General features: G+C 43.0%; 17 protein-coding genes and 1 pseudogene. 9 read left to right on the plus strand and 9 right to left on the minus strand.

The features are described from left to right. Positions 1-75: 75 nt before the first annotated feature. From OTG27_RS24985 to OTG27_RS24995, 3 genes are read left to right on the plus strand one after another with little or no spacing between them, the layout of a single operon-like run. On the plus strand, positions 76-840 hold the full coding sequence (locus OTG27_RS24985; protein WP_098187580.1) for a sensor histidine kinase: 765 nt from the start codon (positions 76-78) through the stop codon (positions 838-840). Next, positions 837-1,535, plus strand: a complete 699-nt coding sequence (locus OTG27_RS24990) for a response regulator transcription factor (RefSeq protein ID WP_268564236.1) — start codon at positions 837-839, stop codon at positions 1,533-1,535. The genes OTG27_RS24985 and OTG27_RS24990 overlap by 4 nt, the downstream gene beginning before the upstream one ends. Before the next feature lie 3 nt (positions 1,536-1,538). Then, positions 1,539-2,864, plus strand: coding sequence for an SLC5/6 family protein (locus OTG27_RS24995; RefSeq protein WP_268938452.1), 1,326 nt, complete (start codon positions 1,539-1,541; stop codon positions 2,862-2,864). 58 nt (positions 2,865-2,922) lie between these two features. Here OTG27_RS24995 and OTG27_RS25000 read toward each other — a convergent pair whose 3' ends face one another. Next, entirely contained in the window at positions 2,923-3,510 is a 588-nt protein-coding gene (locus OTG27_RS25000) for an NAD(P)H-dependent oxidoreductase (RefSeq protein WP_268938453.1), read from the minus strand. A gap of 119 nt (positions 3,511-3,629) precedes the next feature. Here OTG27_RS25000 and OTG27_RS25005 point away from each other — a divergent pair. Continuing rightward, positions 3,630-4,055: pseudogene (locus OTG27_RS25005) on the plus strand (MarR family winged helix-turn-helix transcriptional regulator); the annotation flags it as partial. A gap of 83 nt (positions 4,056-4,138) precedes the next feature. On the opposite strand, the gene OTG27_RS25010 reads toward OTG27_RS25005, so the two are convergent. Further along, entirely contained in the window at positions 4,139-5,596 is a 1,458-nt protein-coding gene (locus OTG27_RS25010) for a protein adenylyltransferase SelO (protein ID WP_268938454.1), read from the minus strand. Between the two features lie 1,048 nt (positions 5,597-6,644). On the opposite strand from OTG27_RS25010, the gene OTG27_RS25015 reads away from it, so the two are divergent. Continuing rightward, a complete protein-coding gene (locus OTG27_RS25015) occupies positions 6,645-7,343 on the plus strand; it encodes an FHA domain-containing protein (RefSeq protein ID WP_268938455.1) in 699 nt (232 codons plus the stop codon). Between the two features lie 96 nt (positions 7,344-7,439). On the opposite strand, the gene OTG27_RS25020 is transcribed toward OTG27_RS25015, so the two are convergent. Beyond that, positions 7,440-9,200: a hypothetical protein gene (locus OTG27_RS25020; protein ID WP_268938456.1), complete on the minus strand. Its 1,761-nt coding sequence runs from the start codon at positions 9,198-9,200 to the stop codon at positions 7,440-7,442. A 232-nt stretch (positions 9,201-9,432) separates the two neighbouring features. Here OTG27_RS25020 and OTG27_RS25025 point away from each other — a divergent pair, with 232 nt between their 5' ends. After that, positions 9,433-10,821: a hypothetical protein gene (locus OTG27_RS25025; protein ID WP_268938457.1), complete on the plus strand. Its 1,389-nt coding sequence runs from the start codon at positions 9,433-9,435 to the stop codon at positions 10,819-10,821. Positions 10,822-11,178: 357 nt separating this feature from the next. Here OTG27_RS25025 and OTG27_RS25030 read toward each other — a convergent pair whose 3' ends face one another. Together OTG27_RS25030 and OTG27_RS25035 are read right to left on the minus strand one after the other, a co-directional pair. Beyond that, entirely contained in the window at positions 11,179-12,144 is a 966-nt protein-coding gene (locus OTG27_RS25030) for a quinone oxidoreductase family protein (protein ID WP_268938458.1), read from the minus strand. A 116-nt stretch (positions 12,145-12,260) separates the two neighbouring features. Further along, positions 12,261-12,407, minus strand: a complete 147-nt coding sequence (locus OTG27_RS25035; protein ID WP_100298038.1) for a hypothetical protein — start codon at positions 12,405-12,407, stop codon at positions 12,261-12,263. 157 nt (positions 12,408-12,564) lie between these two features. Here OTG27_RS25035 and OTG27_RS25040 point away from each other — a divergent pair, with 157 nt between their 5' ends. Continuing rightward, positions 12,565-13,089 (plus strand): GNAT family N-acetyltransferase, encoded by a 525-nt coding sequence (locus OTG27_RS25040; protein WP_268938459.1) that lies wholly within the window; start codon positions 12,565-12,567, stop codon positions 13,087-13,089. 215 nt (positions 13,090-13,304) lie between these two features. On the opposite strand, the gene OTG27_RS25045 is transcribed toward OTG27_RS25040, so the two are convergent. Both OTG27_RS25045 and OTG27_RS25050 read right to left on the minus strand, forming a co-directional pair. Next, the gene (locus tag OTG27_RS25045) at positions 13,305-14,135 is read right to left on the minus strand and encodes an STAS domain-containing protein (protein ID WP_268938460.1); all 831 of its coding nucleotides are present in this window, start codon (positions 14,133-14,135) and stop codon (positions 13,305-13,307) included. Positions 14,136-14,253: 118 nt separating this feature from the next. Continuing rightward, a complete protein-coding gene (locus OTG27_RS25050) occupies positions 14,254-14,685 on the minus strand; it encodes an Lrp/AsnC family transcriptional regulator (RefSeq protein ID WP_057278365.1) in 432 nt (143 codons plus the stop codon). 150 nt (positions 14,686-14,835) lie between these two features. Between OTG27_RS25050 and OTG27_RS25055 the strand changes: the two genes are divergently transcribed. Continuing rightward, positions 14,836-15,420, plus strand: a complete 585-nt coding sequence (locus OTG27_RS25055) for a DJ-1/PfpI family protein (RefSeq protein ID WP_268938461.1) — start codon at positions 14,836-14,838, stop codon at positions 15,418-15,420. Between the two features lie 560 nt (positions 15,421-15,980). On the opposite strand, the gene OTG27_RS25060 is transcribed toward OTG27_RS25055, so the two are convergent. Continuing rightward, positions 15,981-16,136 carry a hypothetical protein gene (locus OTG27_RS25060; RefSeq protein ID WP_156404402.1) on the minus strand — a complete coding sequence of 52 codons (156 nt, stop codon included), beginning with the start codon at positions 16,134-16,136 and terminating at the stop codon, positions 15,981-15,983. A 61-nt stretch (positions 16,137-16,197) separates the two neighbouring features. Beyond that, entirely contained in the window at positions 16,198-16,368 is a 171-nt protein-coding gene (locus OTG27_RS25065) for a hypothetical protein (protein WP_268938462.1), read from the minus strand. A 321-nt stretch (positions 16,369-16,689) separates the two neighbouring features. On the opposite strand from OTG27_RS25065, the gene OTG27_RS25070 reads away from it, so the two are divergent. After that, entirely contained in the window at positions 16,690-17,121 is a 432-nt protein-coding gene (locus OTG27_RS25070) for a DUF1641 domain-containing protein (RefSeq protein WP_048687523.1), read from the plus strand. Positions 17,122-17,128: the final 7 nt, after the last annotated feature.

Genomic DNA, 17,128 nt, shown 5'->3' on the forward strand with positions numbered 1-17,128 from the left:
GGAGGGGTCTTTAGTATGATACTAATAAACAGAATCATTCAAGTTATTTAAAAATATAACAAGCAGAGGTTCTCCATGCTAAGTTACGAGGGATTCACGTTAATTATCATGCTCTTCATTTTAGCTCCCATCATGGGAGCTATCGCTCTTTTATTTCTATTCATATTCGAGAAAAGGATCGATCTTCTTGAAAATAAAAACAAGGAGATCCGCCTGGAGCAAGCACTGCAAGAAGCACAATATAATAAATTGAACCAGCAGATCCAGCCTCACTTCTTGTTTAATACCCTGAATGTCATTCTGGGCTTGGCCCGCCTGAACAGGACGGCAGAATTGATACGGGCCTTAGAGGCTTTTTCGCAATTCCTGAAATTCAAGTATAAAGCATCGGAACCATTGATCCCCCTTTCCCAGGAAATCCAGTATACCCAGCATTATCTCGACATCCAGACCCTTCGCTTCGGTGATCGGCTCAAGATTGATATGGAGTGCCCGGAACCGTTATCAACCGCACTGGTCCCGCCCTTCATTCTCCAGACCTTGGTGGAGAATTCATTTAAACACGGGTTGGAAAAAAAAGTGGGTGAAGCCCTGCTGCATATCCGGTTCTATCTGGAATCGCAGATGGTGTATCTGGAAGTGGCGGACAATGGATTGATGGGAAATGAATCTTCCGTTACGGACGATGGCGGCCATGGCCTCGATAATATCCAAAAACGTTTATATTTGTATTTCAATGACCGTGCACAATTGCATATAGCTTCCAATGAATCGGGAACAAAGGTAGAGGTATCATGGCCGCTGGTTTTTGATAGGAAAATGGAGGAGGCGGAGCGATGAATGTATTATTAGTTGATGACGAACCATTGGTCCTTGAACAAATGGAATATATGATTCAGTCCATATACCCTTTTTGGAAATTTCACAAAGCTGCTGATGCCTGTCAGGCACTGACCCTCAACCAAAATCATAAAATCAACCTCGCTTTCCTGGATATTAATCTGCCGGGCCGATCGGGTCTTGAATTTGGTGAAGACCTAAGGGCGCTGAACAAAGAAGTCGAAATCATCATGGTGACCGCGCATCAAAGTTTCGATTATGCCCAGCAATCCATCAGGATAGGCGTGGTTGATTATTTAACGAAACCTGTAATAGAAAGCGATTTGCATAAAGTCCTTGCCAAGTATGACAAAAGGGAATCTTCCCATAACTATTCAACACTTATTCACCATTCGCTTTCATTCATTCATGAAAACTATGCCGAAAAACTCTCCCTTTCGGACATCGCCCGTGAAGTGCATACCAATCCGACTTATTTAAGCAGGAAATTCCATGAAGAAGTCGGCACTTCGTTTTCGGAATATTTAATCCACTATAGAATAAAGGCCGCAAAAAGGGCCTTGACCAATAACACCAGCTGGAGCATATCAGACGTCGCTGAAAAATCGGGTTTCAATAGCCAGCATTATTTCAGCACTTTATTCCGGAAGATAGAGGGAATCACGCCCAAGGAGTTCCGCGAGAAAGGAAAATGAACATTGCGATCACGTACATTTCAAGAATACGTACAAGGCCCCATTCAAATCGGGATGGGCTTGGGGATCATCTCCCTCCTGGCACGCTGGGTGACAGGCACCACAATATTATCCTCCCCTGAATCAATGGTGAAGTATGGAGTTTTCGGGGGGATCGGATACGCCCTGATGGGAGCGATCGCCCTGTTCATGTTCAGCTTCATCGGGAAGAGGGTCCGGCAGGATTTCCCCGAGGGCTTGACCATCGGGGACTATTTAAAAGCCCGGCTCCATCCCCTCGGATATTGGATATTGATCATGATCTTGGTCATAACCAGCTTACACATTTTATTCATTCAGGGAATGGCCGCGTCCACCCTATGTCAGTTTCTTTTCGATACGCCCCTCTATGTCGGGCTGTTCTTTTTTTTCGCCTTCTGTGTCCTTTATGCTGGATTCGGCGGGTTAAAGCTCATTCATGGATTCGCCGCTTTTCAGGTCATATCCATGTTTGCCGCAGTTATCTTGATTCCTTTATACTTTTTCGTCAAGGAAGGGATTCAGCCTGTTTATGATGGGATTCGTCTATACCATCCATACATGCTCGTAATCAATAAGTATGATCTATGGAGTTTTCTTTTTGCAGGACTTCTTGTCGGGTTCGGCCAGTTTTTCTTTGACCTCACTTCGTGGCAGCGATTATTCATGATAGAAATGAAAAAGGTTCGATTGACATTCTCTTTATCCGGCCTTATATGGATCATATTCCCGCTCTCCTTTTCATCCCTGTTCATTATGGTAATCTTTACGGGCGGCTTCACTGATATACACTCGATTCTGGCTGGATTGGCAAATAAAATAACGACACCATTCTTTTTCATCCTTTTTGTTCTCTGCGCCATCAGTGCAATCACCTCAACATTCGGTGCCTGCCTGCATTCATTGGTAAGCCTGATCGCAGCCAATATTCTTGAACCATTACAAACAAAAAAAAGCGACCAGCAAAAAATAAGGATGGCCTGCCTGCTTTCGATCTGTATTGGAGGATTGGTTTTCATTGCTACACTCTTCTATTCCCCAAACCTATTGGAGCTCTTATTTTATTCAGGCAATATATATTCGGCATTGCTGGCTCCAATCCTGGTTATCGTATTCAGTAAAGGAAAAGTCGCTGATTACATACCGATAAGCGCGGTCCTGGCGATTGTGGCTTCATACATCATCCAGCCTCATGTAAGTGAATTCCAAAGCATATGGTTCAGCGGATTGGCTTCATTGACGATCCTGGTGATTTGTACGATCCTTACCCTCATCAAGAACAAATGGAGGATCGTGAAAACAAAACCATGAATACGGCCACCCCCATTCATTATGCATGAATGGGGTTCTTCTTTAATCCCGTAAAAACTTAGCTAGCCACCTTCCTGAAATACCGATAAACCTTTTCTAGCTTTTGCGTTTGTTTCCCATTTGGGCTTTCCATATTACCGAATTCGAAAAACTTCACCTTCTTGATTCCGACAAAATTGAATAGTGCTCTTTTCATCAATATTTTATGCGCATCATTCAACCAGAGAAGCGGATACTTTGCAGGTCCCTTCATCGTGGACACACATACGACCGACTTTCCTTTCAGAAGGCCTTCCGGGAACAAGCCCTTTTTATCCCTGTAGGCAAAATTCGCAGAAAATAATTGATCGATGTATCCCATCAGCATGGCCGGTGGCCTCCCCCACCAGATCGGATAGACAAAGACAATCTTGTCGGCCCAAATAATTTGATTTCTATATTTTTCAAACTGAGGATCACGATGCATATCACGCCTTCGTTTATGCTCATTGAACTCCAAGAGCGGATTGAAGCCCTCTTCATATAAATCCAAGACCTGCAGCCCCTTTATGTTCGGGTTCTCCTTACTTCCCTTGACGACTTTTTCTAAAAAAGCATGGCTTAGGCTTTTATGATTTGGATATGTGTAGATGACCAGCATGTTCATGACGTACCCCCTATTACTTATCATTTGATAAATATCATATAACACCATCTTTTTTATTATCAAATGATAATTGTATTTTGATAATATTTTTGATATCTTCTCAGTAAGAGGTGAAAGTTATGGACAAAAAAGCTCTTTTTGAAAAAATGGTCACATTTACAACTTCCGTACATCAAGTCACACACGAATTGACACAAAACGCCAAATCCGATTCCATCACGCCGGTACAATATAAAATTCTTGAATATATAACCGTCAGTCAGCCTGTTACACCAAGTGAAATCAGTGACTGTCATCATATCTCCATGCCTAACACGAGCCGTGAACTGAAAAAATTAAGCGAAAAGAATTTAATTGAAAAAATAAGTGATTCGGAAGATAGACGGAAACAATACATCCGCCTCTCCAAAGAAGGGGAAATGATGATGAACGAGGCTTTTGCAATCGTGGAATCCCGTTTTCAAAGCCGGCTGCAACATGCATCAAAGGAAGATTTAGCGGAGATTGACCGTGCCCTGGACATTCTTCAAACAAAACTTTTACACAAAAAGGCTCCCGCAATTGAAGTTGACGAAGAATCGACTTCAATCGCGGGAGCTCTTACATTATCTCCATACATGTTTTATGATCAGGTACCGCAAAAAGTCCGGTAAGGTTTTGTTGACTCAGGCAGTGCGGCGTATTCTGCTTGTTTTTCGCAGTGTGCATAAGGATTTGCAAGAACATCCAACAGCCGTTCCATCACACTGTAGTCCTCTTCTTCCACTGCCGCCTCCAACGCCTCTTCCACCCGGTGGTTCCGCGGAATCACTGCAGGATTGCTGTTCTGCATCAACTTAATCGAAGACTCTTTCGATTCCTTCTGCCTCCCTAGCCTCGCCTGCCAAAGCTCCTGCCACTGGGCGAACTCCGGTGTACCAAAAAGGACCGTATCCTCCATTTTATCAAAGGTCAGGGCACGGAAAGTATTGGTATAATCGGCACCATGCTTCTTCATCATACTGAGGATGCCATTAACAAGGGCCTCATCCTGAGTCTCTTCATTGAATATCCCCAGTTTCGCCCTCATTCCCGCTAACCAATTGGAGTGATACAGATCATTAAAAATCGAAATCTTATCCTGGGCCAGTGTAACGGCCTGATCCTCGTCATCATGCAACAGCGGCAATAGGGATTCAGCGAACCGTGCAAGATTCCAGCCCCCAATTACCGGCTGGTTTCCATAGGCATAGCGGCCTTGCCTATCAATTGAACTGAATACGGTTGCAGGGTCATAGGCATCCATGAAGGCGCAAGGGCCATAATCGATGGTTTCCCCGCTGATCGTCATATTGTCGGTGTTCATCACTCCATGAATGAAGCCGACCAGCTGCCATTGGGCAATGAGCTCAGTCTGACGCTTGACCACTTCCTGCAGCAGCGAAAGGTAACGGCTTTCATCTGCTGCAATGTCTGGAAAATGACGCTCAATGGCATAATCGGCAAGTGTCCGGAGCTCCTCGATCGTGCCCCATTTTGCAGCAAATTGAAAAGTTCCGACACGAAGATGACTCGAAGCCACACGGGTCATGATGGCACCAGGCAGCCCTGTTTCACGGATCACCGTTTCACCGGTCGTCACCACTGCCAGACTTCTGGTGGTAGGAATGCCGAGCCCGTGCATCGCCTCGCTGATGATGTATTCGCGCAGCATCGGTCCAAGTGCAGCCCGGCCATCGCCCCCGCGGGAATATGGCGTTCTTCCTGGACCCTTCAGCTGGATATCGACCCTCCCGCCTTCTGGCAACATCTGCTCGCCAAGCAATATCGCCCGGCCGTCCCCTAACATGTTAAAATGACCGAATTGATGCCCAGCATATGCTTGGGCAAGAGGCGAAGCACCTTGCGGGATCTCGTTTCCGGCAAACACCGCCACACCATCTTCGCTTTGCAGCGACTCCACGTCCAAACCAAGAGAATCCGCCACACCCTCATTGAGAATGATCAACTCCGGTGAACGTACAGGAGTCGGGTTCGTGCTCGTGAAAAACTTTTCCGGTAGACGTGCGTAGCTATTGTCTAAATTCCATCCTGTTTCATTAGTCATAGTTTCTCCTTTTCTCATTTTGACTTTTTTATAAAAGATATTTCGCTCAAGATTCAGTTAAAACACGCGATAAAACTAAGTTGCAGTCCATTTTTTAATGTCTGCTTCTAACAATTAATTATACCTTTTTTGCATAAAAATGGCTCTTTTAAAGTCGTGTTAAATCCATTACGTCCCGGGATTTCATAAACCGATTGCAGTTCCTTAGAATGAAATAAAGCAGGTACCCTTAATGGGTTCCTGCTTCAGACTGTAGACAAATCCGATGAAAATCATTCAACTCCAGGCACTCGCTTTCCGCGGGCGGTCCGGGAGCCTCCTCGGCGCTATTGCGCCTGTGGGGTCTCCCTTAGACTCGCTATTCCCGCAGGAGTCTCGCGCCTTCCGTTCCAATCAATTTTGTTCCATTTGCCTATGAACTCAAGTACGCACCCTTTAGGTTCCTGCTTCTTTTCCTAAGATGCCAATAGTTACAATTCCATTATGAAACATTATGCATCAAAAAGCCTGCCATTGATTCGGCAGGCTAGTTTCTTCTCCTCTTATTGGTTCCATCCTCCACCCATTCAAGGATATGCTTAATTCAGTAAAGTCAGGCTGATAAAGGCAATGCCAAATATACAGTACAGAATGAGGGTAAAGGGCTGGGGAAAAATAATATATACGATCATACTGATGATCATCAGCAGGATGCTGAAGGCATTTATCCTATCTCTCCACATACTCACCTTTGGTCAACTCCTTTTCCACAAGCGTAAGGTACATTTTCATCGCAAACTTTTTTCGGTGCTGCCGGGCCGGCTTTGAGGAACCACTTCTCCCACAGTCAAAGCGAACATCAGCAAAAATAGAGTTTCTTCTTCATCCTTCGTTCCTCTTTGTTATAATGGCTGTGTGCCTAATTTGGATTTTTTTCATTTTTCGTTAGTAAGTAAGCGACTGATAATTTATAATTATAAAATTGAACCCACTAAACAGCCATGTAGCCAAAATGATAAATTCATGAAAATAATTTAAATTTTCAGATTTTTTAAGGGGTATGAAGTGAATGATCTATAAAACTTTCAAGGTTGTATTGAGGACCATGCACAAAGGCCAAACCGAGGAATTCGCCTATGTATATGAAGGGAAAAGCCTGCTGATAGGCCGGGCAAGCCAGCACTCCAAAGCTGATTTCAGGCTTTACAATGACTTTGTTTCCAGGGAACATTGCCGGATTTATATGGAGGAAGGGCAGCTCCTCATTGAGGATTTGGCAAGTAAACACGGCACCTCCGTGAACCAGATGCCGCTCGTACCGGGCAATCCCTGTCATATTGAACCGGGGGATTCGATTACGTTGGTCAATGGATTGATTGAATTCATAATCTCCATCGACAACGATTTAACAATGGATTTCACGCCGGTGAACCCCGCCGAATTCTTGCAAACCGTCGCTATCAATGAGCACCTTCAGACCGTGATCATCAATGAAGAAGCACCCATTAAAATGCCGACCAAGGAATTCAATTGCTTTAAGCTGCTATATGAAAATTTGGACAACCTTATTTCAAAGGAAGAAATTGTCCAGCAAGTCTGGCCAGAGCGGGTCGGGGATCCCGAGCAAATAGTGACGGCAGAGGAAATCGCTTCACTGCTGTACCGCGTGCGGAAACGGTTAAATGGGCACTTTGCCATAAAGGCCGTCATTCAAAAGGGATATTATATGGAATCCATCCATTCATTCAATTTATCGGACTTATCATGACAATCATTCGAAAACATGAAAAAAGCATTGTGGATAACAATGCTTTTTTTCATGCTTATATTGGATATGGAAAGTGTATATGTCCACGGTCCATTATCATTTCTTTGGCAAATCCAGATTAGTGAATTCATCGACTGGAACGATGTCTTCTTCCATATCCATCACCTTCAGCACAACCCGGTCTCCTACATTCGTCAACACCACATCAGATAGCGCATTGACACCTGGGTCCACCGAGAACCTCTTGGCATTGCCTTCGACGATTAAATGGAATACGTATCCATTCGAGAGATTGGCATCATTGATCCTCATTACCTTCCCCTTTATTTCTTTCATCTCAAATCCTTTTTGAGGCGTCACACCGCTTACTTTCCCTAAAGAGGCAATCAGTTTTTTATAATTGCGGAAAGCTTCGTCTTTCGTTTTCCCAAAGACCACTTGGGGATTATCGCTATTGGCATAAACGATCGCCACACCTTGGAACTTGCTGCCCTTTGTAACCGGAATCACATATGTGGGAGCACCGTAGATCGTATAGAAAATTCCATTAGTGGCTTTCCAGCCTGGATATTTGGACAAAAACTCACTCGCATTCGCGTTGGATTTTGCTTCCTTTCCGGTCAGAACGGACGTGACGCCTTTGTAGTACGTCATTTCACCGGTTTTGGCATTGAAAACACCATAACCTACAAGGGTTTTGGAGTTTCCTTTTGATTTAGCCCGGGTAAAGTCCACTACATAAATCAATTCTCCTTTTTCGTTAAACGTAACCTGCATATTATCCTCATTAGGAATCAGGACATCTTTCTTCGGCCCAATCAGGGACTGGTTTTTCCAACCGTGAACATATTTTCCCCAGTAAGTCCAATATTCCAGGGCTGTTTCCAATGTGAATGTCCGATCTACCCATTTAGGTTCTTTTCCTTTTAGATAGTATTTCGTGTCCCCCGTTTCCGGATTCACCAATACCACCCCGTCCACCACGGGACCGCTGCGGTATTTCAAATAATGTCCGACTGAAGCTACGAAGAAGGGCTTTCCATCTTCATTCGGTTCCAAATATGAATCATGGATGATTTTATTCGGATATGCCTTGCGGATGGTCCTTTCCAAATCATGATCAAGGTACTGTGATGGAGCATACAGCATCTTCCCTTTGACAGTACTTGCCCCTTTATCCGTCGATACGGCGGAAATCAAATTATAACCTGGCGTGTATTCCGCTTTCCCGGCTTTTAAAAACCCGTCCATTTCAATGGGTGATGTATAAGCCAATTCATCATTGATATTGGTCAGACGGTATTCGCCTTCAGTGAAATATGATGCATTTTCTATTTTATTAATCGCCGCATCGCCTTTTGCGTCAGCCATTTTCACTGTAACGAGCGGCATGTTTTTTATATCTTGAACTTCTTCCAGCTCTTTTTTCTTATCGACCTTCGCCAATCCATGCAGATCTGCGGCAAAAGTGAGCGGGTAGAACAGCATGATGACCCATGCGGCAATCAACACGACACCCATCAAACTGTTGAAGTGTACGTTCCAAGGTGTTTTTGGCTGCTTTGCCGCTTCATTTCCCCTCCGATTCCGTCGCGTGCTTGAAGATTCAGTGGCCCTGTACATATACATGCTTGAATCGATGATGAGAATGAGCCCGAGAATAATGGCAAAACACGAAAAGAATGCAGCGGCAGTAAGATCCAGCAGCATGATATCGATAACGAAAAACAATATCGCAGCAGAAACTAAAAGTCTCAGCACCTGTTCTATGAAAAAAGGTATATCTTTTTTGGTGATGGCGTTCGTCCATCTCTGCGGAATCAAGGAAAGTCCCAATATGGCAAATGGTATTTTCATTAAAATTCCTTTTAAGATGAAACCGAGTAGTGAAAGTATCATGGTTTGAAAAATCTCTCCTTGTCATGTATGTTCCTATTTACCCATTTTACCACTTTTGTGCAACTAATTTACTATTTTTAAAATCTAGCGGAATTATGTCAAAACTATTTGCTCCACCGATGCTACTTTTTCCGATTCAATGTTTATATAGACTCTAGAAAAGAATCGATGCCAAAGGGGGCGAAGCCTTATGATTTATGAAGAAACATACCGATACCTATTAAGAAATGTATCCTCCACTGAATTCGATACGTGTTTGTACGCCTTGCTCCACAGTGATTGGGATGGAGTCATTCAGAGCCCGCTTCATATGATGGCCCGGGGAGTCGGAACGACAGAAAAGTACTTAAGGCAGATCATCCATAAATTCACCGCACCACAAGGATCACTAAAAAAAGTGTTTGTGCCTGTTCATCTAGGTGAAGATGTTTTGTACAAGTTTAACCTTGGTCCTGCAAGTAATCTTGGCTATAACAGGAAGACGGACCGTTATTGCAAAAAGTACCGTTTCTTTTATAGTGCTGCTTTCAAAGCTCTAACGATTCATGGAAAAAGGCTGCTGCTTATGGGTGCCTTCCGAATGTCCGTTTTGAAGTCTGAAGAAGTACTGTTCGATTATGATGAAATCGTTCCTGATTCCCGCTCGCCATTCACAAGGCAGCGCTTATTGGATGCAGTCGCTGCAATCCATGACGCTTTAGGCCATATCGTAAAGATTTCTTTTGCGAGCAGGGCTTTTTCAAAAAAAGAAGTTCTGGTATTCACCTTTACCGAAGGCGTCTTGGATGAGTATAAGGAAAATAGGGCGGAACGGACATTGTTGCGGAGAACGATTTTTAACTCTGGCTACCTTGGGCATATCAATGATTCTGTATGCAGGGAATTGGAACGGGTCGGCAAATATATTTTCCGTTCATTTCTGCAAGAAGCGACGAACATCTCCCATGATATCCAAAAGGAACTGCAGAAGTTAGCCCGTTTCATCTATTCTCATTCCCTTAAGAAATTTGGCCAGGCTCTACCTGCCAATAAGCAGTTGCTTCTTGCCCCAAAACAAGCCTCTGCTTATTTAAGCAAAATCATGTACAATGAAGCATTGGAACAGATGGTCAAGTATGCCCACCAGGCAGAATCCATCAAAAGCCTGCTTGAACGCGACCATTTTCATAGAAACATCTCCGAGAAAGCTCTCCGCCGGGAAGTGAATGATTTGGAAATGGATGAACATATCGAGCCCATTCTCCGTAAATACCATCAAGCGGACTTCATCCGCCATGTGCTGAACGACTGGTGCGAAACATGGCTCATTTCCCGTGTAAAGACAGTGACCGATGAATTCCGGGCGGAAGGAAAAGGAAAAAATACCGAAGATAAACAGGTCGCGGCCGAATATATGGCCCGCATTAGAAACGATGCATATGGCCAGTTGGACAGGCTGTTGACCTTGCTTCTCCAATTCGGCAATCATGCAGTGGCCCCGGACGTCCGGAACTTCCCTCTCACAAAGAAAAAGGAAACCCTCCAATCCTATTTCGCGATCCAAAAGGAGCGTCTCGATGTTCTCTCCATTTCTTCTTAAAATAATATGTTTTCCAAGAGAACGGATCCGTTCTCTTTTTTTTGCTTGTAACAAATGCCGACTGTGAATTGCAGAATGACGATTGTGGTTTGGTGATTGGCGCACTGTGGATTTCTCCTCTGAATTCGTGTATTGCATATGGCTTTTGTGGATAAGGGAACTCGGGAAGCAAGTTGTTTTGACGGCAGGCCATAACACTTGTAAGGGCAGGGGCATTTATTATGGAGTTATTCCAAGGGTCTAAGCATGGGTTTATATAAAAGAACTGAAAAAGGTTTTAATCATCAGTATGAATAAGGGGTTGAATCTCGGCAGACAAACAGGCCCCCATTTAGAATGGAAAGCCCTCATGATTTGTTATGGTATTAATAATAGTTTCCCCGAACTTTTCCTGCTTTCAAGAAGTCGATGTGCATCCGCCCCATTTTCCAACGAAAAAAGAGTCGGTTCTTTGATGCGGATTTCCCCTGACAGAATCCATTGGAACAGCTCTGCTGTTCTTCTTGTCCGTTCTTCATGGGTAGTCAGGACGTTCCAAAGGTCTCCGCCTATTAATGCCTTGGATGTATCCATTAACATCCTGGGATCGATTTTCTCGGGATCACCGCCTGCCATCCCAAAGAATACGACAGCTCCTCCAGTCTTGGTGGCACGGAAACTATCCATCAAGGTTTGGCCCACTGATTCATAAACGACATCAACGCCTTTACCGCCGGTAACATCCTTAATGGACTCCGCCCAGTCCGATCCGTAAAGGAAAACATGATCCGCACCCATTTGTTTGGCAACAGCCGCTTTATCATTTGATGAGGTCAAGCCAATGACCTGACCGCCCTTCATCCTGATCATCTGTGTCAGTAATTGACCGACTCCGCCTGCAGCGGCATGGACCAGGATGGTTTCCCCTTCTTTAACTCGATGGCTGTCATGCGTTAAATATTGGGCAGTCAATCCTTGAAGTAAAACGGAAGCGGCCGTTTCGAAGGTAATGCCCTCAGGCAGCGGCAACAGCTTTTCAGCTGGAACTGAAACCAGCTCCGCGTTGGCATGGGGAACATCAGCGAACCCGACACGATCTCCTGCTTTCACATGATGGACATCTTCCCCGGCATATTCAATGACCCCTGCCCCTTCATACCCTAAAATGAATGGGGGATCACCCACCAAATGATAATTCCCTTTCCTTCTATATACATCAGCAAAATTCAACCCAATTGCTTTCATTCGAACGATCACGGCTGATTTTGAACGTTCAGGTTCTGCAATTTCCCTTACAGACAGAACTTCCGGCCCGCCGAAATCATCAAAGACAAGTGCTTTCATCATCCTAACTCCCTTCAATGTATCTTCATTCTTTAAGATATAGGATGGACCCTTTGATGGCAAGAAACACAAAAGACCGCCCAGCCATTAAAGGCAGGAGCGGTCACTATGTTTACTCAATCTGTATTGGAACCAGGACCGTTCTTTCGTTTATTTGCAGAATATTCCTTACCGTGTGCTTCATGTTCTGCAATGATATCAGCTTTCGGTATATGGTTATTCTTTTTTGGTGAAGCGATGCGGTTGCGATGTTTTTTTCCCATGATCTATCTCCCCTTCATCCAATGTTTTTTTAAATTGAACTAATGTTAGCTTGTCCGATTACCATCGAAAATACCGACAAAATAAGCACTTCATAATAAAGGAAAACCCTTTGTGGGGACCGAATAGATAGAAAACAGATTTATGAGGAGGGAAAAAATGTTTCCTGTATTGAACACGGAAAGGTTACGCTTACGGGAAATTCGTGAAAGTGATGCGGAAGCTCTTTTCCAATGCTTATCAAAAGATGAAGTCACCCGCTATTATGGTCAAGATTCATTGGAAAATGTCGAACAGGCCAAGGATATTGTAGCAGCCTTTGCGAAAAACTATCATGAAAAACGAGCCGTTCGATGGGGAATTGAAAGAAAAGATACACAGGAATTTATTGGTACCATCGGTTTTCATGCCCACAGTCCCAAATATAGACGGGCGGAAATCGGTTATGAAATCCATCCAGCACATTGGCGCAAAGGATTTGCGTCAGAAGCGCTTAAGGAAGCTATCGCCTACGGTTTCAACGACCTTGATTTAACCCGTATCGGCGCGGTCGTTTTTCTGGAAAATCAGCCATCAAGTGAGCTCTTGCTTAAGCTGGGTTTCATCCAGGAAGGAATATTAAGGAGTTATATGTACCAAAACGGGATCCCCCAAGATACATATGTCTATTCCTTGCTGAAGTGAAGCCAACTTCCTTGGAAGGTTGATCCTGAAGAAATTCGCGACAATCGGCGGAAAGGGTGCGAATTTCCGAAACCAAGATTCGGTTTTGTCCGGAGCATCCTTCCCCCCATTCCATTTCCTTATTTTGGAAGGATAAAACCGTAAATATTCTTCCTTTATATTCCAAATTACCTACAAAAAAAAGTCACCAAAACATGGCGACCCCACTTCACGATTTAGGTAACTGCAAGATAGTCCTTCAAGGCCTGCTGCAGCGTACCCTTTGTTTCTGCTTTATTATCGATCTGAATCCCTGAACGGATCATTTTCGTAACAACCTCTGGGCGTAATCCAGTCACCACAGCTTTACACCCCATCATTGCCGTTCCATCGAGGATTTTCATCAAATCATTGATCATTTCAACTTCGATTTCGATAATACCGGATAAATCCAAGATCAAGGTTTGTATCCGCAATTTACCTATCTCCATCAATACCTTTTCTTCGATTATCTGTATCCGTGAATAATCGATTGTCCCAATTAACGGAAGGACACAGGTGGTGGAAGTGACGGGAATGATTGGGACGGATAGATTTTCCACCAAGTTTTGCTGAGCGAGAATCAATTTGTCTTTGTAATCGGAGTAACTGACGAAAAAGGATTTAAGAAATTCATCAACCTTTTCATTCACTATTTTCTCTAAATCAAAAAAGACCTTGGAATCCTCAATAAACGCTTTCTTTTCTTGTTCGAACTTATAAAGAAAGGTCCAAAGCGTCCTGCGGAGGGCCTGAATCCATTCCAGCTTGAATGAAAGCGTCAAGGAGTGGGTTGCCCACGTAACTCCCTCTTGTTCGGCAAAGGAAATTAAATCCGTTTCATTCTGCTCCACTATATAACGGACGAGCTTATGTGCATTATTCAAAAGGTCGACATTTCCAATCAAAAGGATTTCTTCGATTTTATCCCTGACATTGACCGCTGCTGATAAAAGATATTCTTCAAACTCACTTTTATTCTGCAAAAGGAATTCCATTATTTTATCCTCATCATAAACAAAACTCACTCTTCTCCACTCCCTTTTTGAACATCCAACTGTGATTTTTGTTACTATTTACTTTCTATATGTGTGGAGTTTTTTCCTGCTAATCGCTCATATATTAAAGAGAAGGTGTTGAAGCTGGTTAAATCTCCTCTCCTGAAAAAACATTTTTCGATGCGGAAGAAAAAATCAGATGGGTGGAAGACTTCCCATATTTAATGGCTTCATCGACGAAGTCTTCCAGCGTTTCCATCGAATATGTACTTATTTTAATAAGATAACTGTATTGACCGGCTAACCGGTGGCATTCCAGTACTTCCGGGTGGCTCAAGCTAAATTGATAAAAATCTTTGCATCTATCCGTTTCGAATAATATGAATGCCGTAATGCTCCTATCAAGTTTTTCAAGTGATATTTCCGTTTTATACCCCTTTATCACTCCGCTTTCCTCTAATTTATTCACACGTTCTTTCGTTGCTGGTGCCGTTAAGGACACTTCTTGCGCCAGTTCTTTCATGGACATGCGCCCATTATTCTCCAGCAAGGAAAGTATTCTTTTATCCGTTCGATCCAACTCAATCGCCCCCACTTTTTATTATTAACAGAATCCTTTCAAATACATTATAAAATAAAAAGAAATGTGATGAATACGTAATTAATCACATGTATAAAGGAATTTGCTTTTTATATAATTAATTCAAATATAAATAAGGGGGATGCTGTTATGAAAAAAGTATTGATGCTGCTATCCAATGGATTCGAAGCGGTTGAAGCAAGTGTGTTTACAGATGTATTGGGGTGGAATAAATTAGAGGGAGATGGCACCACTGACCTGGTTACGGTGGGACTTCACGAACGATTGAAATGTACCTGGAATTTCATCGTGCAGCCTGAACTGACCCTCGATCAAGTGAACCTTGATGACTACGATGCTCTGGCCATTCCAGGAGGCTTTGAAGAAGCCGGTTTCTATGAGGATGCCTATGATCAGAGGTTTCTTAATGTAATCAAGCATTTTCATAATAAAAACAAAATCATCGCAACCATTTGTGTAGGTTCCCTCCCACTAGGAAAAAGTGGGATATTGAATGGAAGAAAAGCCACAACATACAACCACCCAACCAGTAAGAGACAGGGGCAGCTAAAAGATTTTGGTGCGATTGTCGTGAACGAACCGATTGTCGTCACGGACAATATCATTACATCCTACAATCCATCCACAGCATTCGATGTTGCCTTTACGCTCTTGGAAATGCTCACTTCCAAAGATAATTGTGAACATGTGGAGGAATTGATGGGCTTCCATTAAGAATGTCACGATTGGGATGTTGATTTCCGCTCAAGAAACCCGCTTATCCGCGGGCGGTCGGGGAGTCGCACTTTGTTACAAAAGTACAGATGGAAATCATACTTGGAGTCGAAGATAATACTTTAGGTCAGTTGGTTCAAGAACATTATTTAAATACGTTTTCCGAACTCTTTCTCCTACAGTCTTTTTAGAAGGATGAAAACTTGAAACATGGAAGATATCAAAGCAATTATGAAGTACAACGGACCGAGAAAGCAGCGGCAAAAAGAGGTACGGAATGGTCTAAATCCAAACCATAATTTTAAAAGAAACCTTTGGTTATGTTTTTTACTATTTTATACGGATGAAACCCTTAAAAGATTGAAGAAATTTGCGACACTCCTGCCGAATAACTGGCTAGCCGAGACCTCGCAGCCGCTTGCGGTGAGGCGCTTGGCAGACAGTCGGCGGAAAGGGAGGGGTTTTCTGAAATCAACTGAAAAAAAACTGCAGGCAAACTCGTTTTTTTTCGAGTTGATCTGCAGTCTGGGGTTCCGAGTGAATTCGGAACCTGTTTCACGTTATTTCCAATAAGCCAATGAACGGGTTTTCATGGATGCACGGAACTGTTTTGTTGATTCCGGCAAGGCTTTATTCGTTGCATAATCGATGATGACGCCATACCGGCGAATGACATCGAGACTATCCAGCTCGCCATTGGCGAATTTATCTTCCACGCTTTGTATGTTTTCCTCAAGCCTGTTGTTCCTACTATTTAAGTATGCTTACACAACAATATTATTTATCAGGTGTTTCCGATGTGCCTTCCTCGCTGTTTTTGAGGTAAACTTCAGAAATTCCATTCATACCTTCGATTAGTTGCGCTTTAGTATATTCCATACTGCCAACCAGTTTATGAAGCTTCTTATCATTATTCTCTTCTGTAAGTTTAGATTCTGAATCCGTCACCTTTTTCACCTCCATCATTTTAGGATGGCAAATCAAGATGGAAATATGTACGACGGGCGTTGATGGCAGACACCCTCTTACAGTACACTTTAGGTAAAAACAGGCAAATTTCATTAATATCTGTACTTCAAATAAGAAGGAAAAGATGATTTTATGAATCTTTTTTAAAAAATCAGCTGTTTTCAAGCCACTAAAGGGATATACTATAGTTTAGCTTTTATTACATTTTTGTTAGTATTTTTTCTCGTCTCACATTGTGTAATATTTTACAAGTTTTTCTAATTACATCAACAAAATGCTTATTGCAAAGGAGAATTGGATATGTCAGAAACGATTACCCAATCACAAACTGAACAACTTAATGCCCGCCAAAAACAATTAGATGTACTGGACCAATTATTAAAGCCTGAGGTTCAGGAATCATTGAACACTTTAGTCGAGCAGTTACCAAAACTAACTGAGTTAGTGAATATTTTAACAAAGTCTTATGATTTCGCTCAATCGGTTGCGACTGATGATGTGTTGAAAAATGATACGGTCAGCGCCATTTCGGAGATCGCGACACCTGTGGTCCATTCAGTGAAAGGGCTTGCTGCTAATGCCATCGAGGCTAAGGATCGTGCAGAAGCGAATAATGATGTGATCGGTCTTTTTGGTCTGTTAAGGATGATGAAAGATCCGGAAGCACAAAAGCTTTTCCGTTTCGCCCAAGCATTTCTTGAAGTCTCTGCAGAACGTAAAAACCAAAAATAATTTGATG

The organism is Peribacillus sp. AS_2 (assembly GCF_026891895.1).
GTDB classification, from domain to species: domain Bacteria; phylum Bacillota; class Bacilli; order Bacillales; family DSM-1321; genus Peribacillus; species Peribacillus frigoritolerans.

Bases quoted from the DNA above. Each gene is read 5' to 3' on its own strand.
- OTG27_RS25055 (WP_268938461.1), top strand. From the start codon at position 14,836: ATGAAAAAAGTATTGATGCTGCTATCCAATGGATTCGAAGCGGTTGAA.
- OTG27_RS25010 (WP_268938454.1), bottom strand. From the start codon at position 5,596: ATGACTAATGAAACAGGATGGAATTTAGACAATAGCTACGCACGTCTA.
- OTG27_RS25025 (WP_268938457.1), top strand. From the start codon at position 9,433: ATGATTTATGAAGAAACATACCGATACCTATTAAGAAATGTATCCTCC.
- OTG27_RS24990 (WP_268564236.1), top strand. From the start codon at position 837: ATGAATGTATTATTAGTTGATGACGAACCATTGGTCCTTGAACAAATG.
- OTG27_RS25035 (WP_100298038.1), bottom strand. From the start codon at position 12,407: ATGGGAAAAAAACATCGCAACCGCATCGCTTCACCAAAAAAGAATAAC.
- OTG27_RS25030 (WP_268938458.1), bottom strand. From the start codon at position 12,144: ATGAAAGCACTTGTCTTTGATGATTTCGGCGGGCCGGAAGTTCTGTCT.
- OTG27_RS25040 (WP_268938459.1), top strand. From the start codon at position 12,565: ATGTTTCCTGTATTGAACACGGAAAGGTTACGCTTACGGGAAATTCGT.
- OTG27_RS25070 (WP_048687523.1), top strand. From the start codon at position 16,690: ATGTCAGAAACGATTACCCAATCACAAACTGAACAACTTAATGCCCGC.
- OTG27_RS25015 (WP_268938455.1), top strand. From the start codon at position 6,645: ATGATCTATAAAACTTTCAAGGTTGTATTGAGGACCATGCACAAAGGC.
- OTG27_RS25000 (WP_268938453.1), bottom strand. From the start codon at position 3,510: ATGAACATGCTGGTCATCTACACATATCCAAATCATAAAAGCCTAAGC.
- OTG27_RS25020 (WP_268938456.1), bottom strand. From the start codon at position 9,200: ATGAAAATACCATTTGCCATATTGGGACTTTCCTTGATTCCGCAGAGA.
- OTG27_RS24985 (WP_098187580.1), top strand. From the start codon at position 76: ATGCTAAGTTACGAGGGATTCACGTTAATTATCATGCTCTTCATTTTA.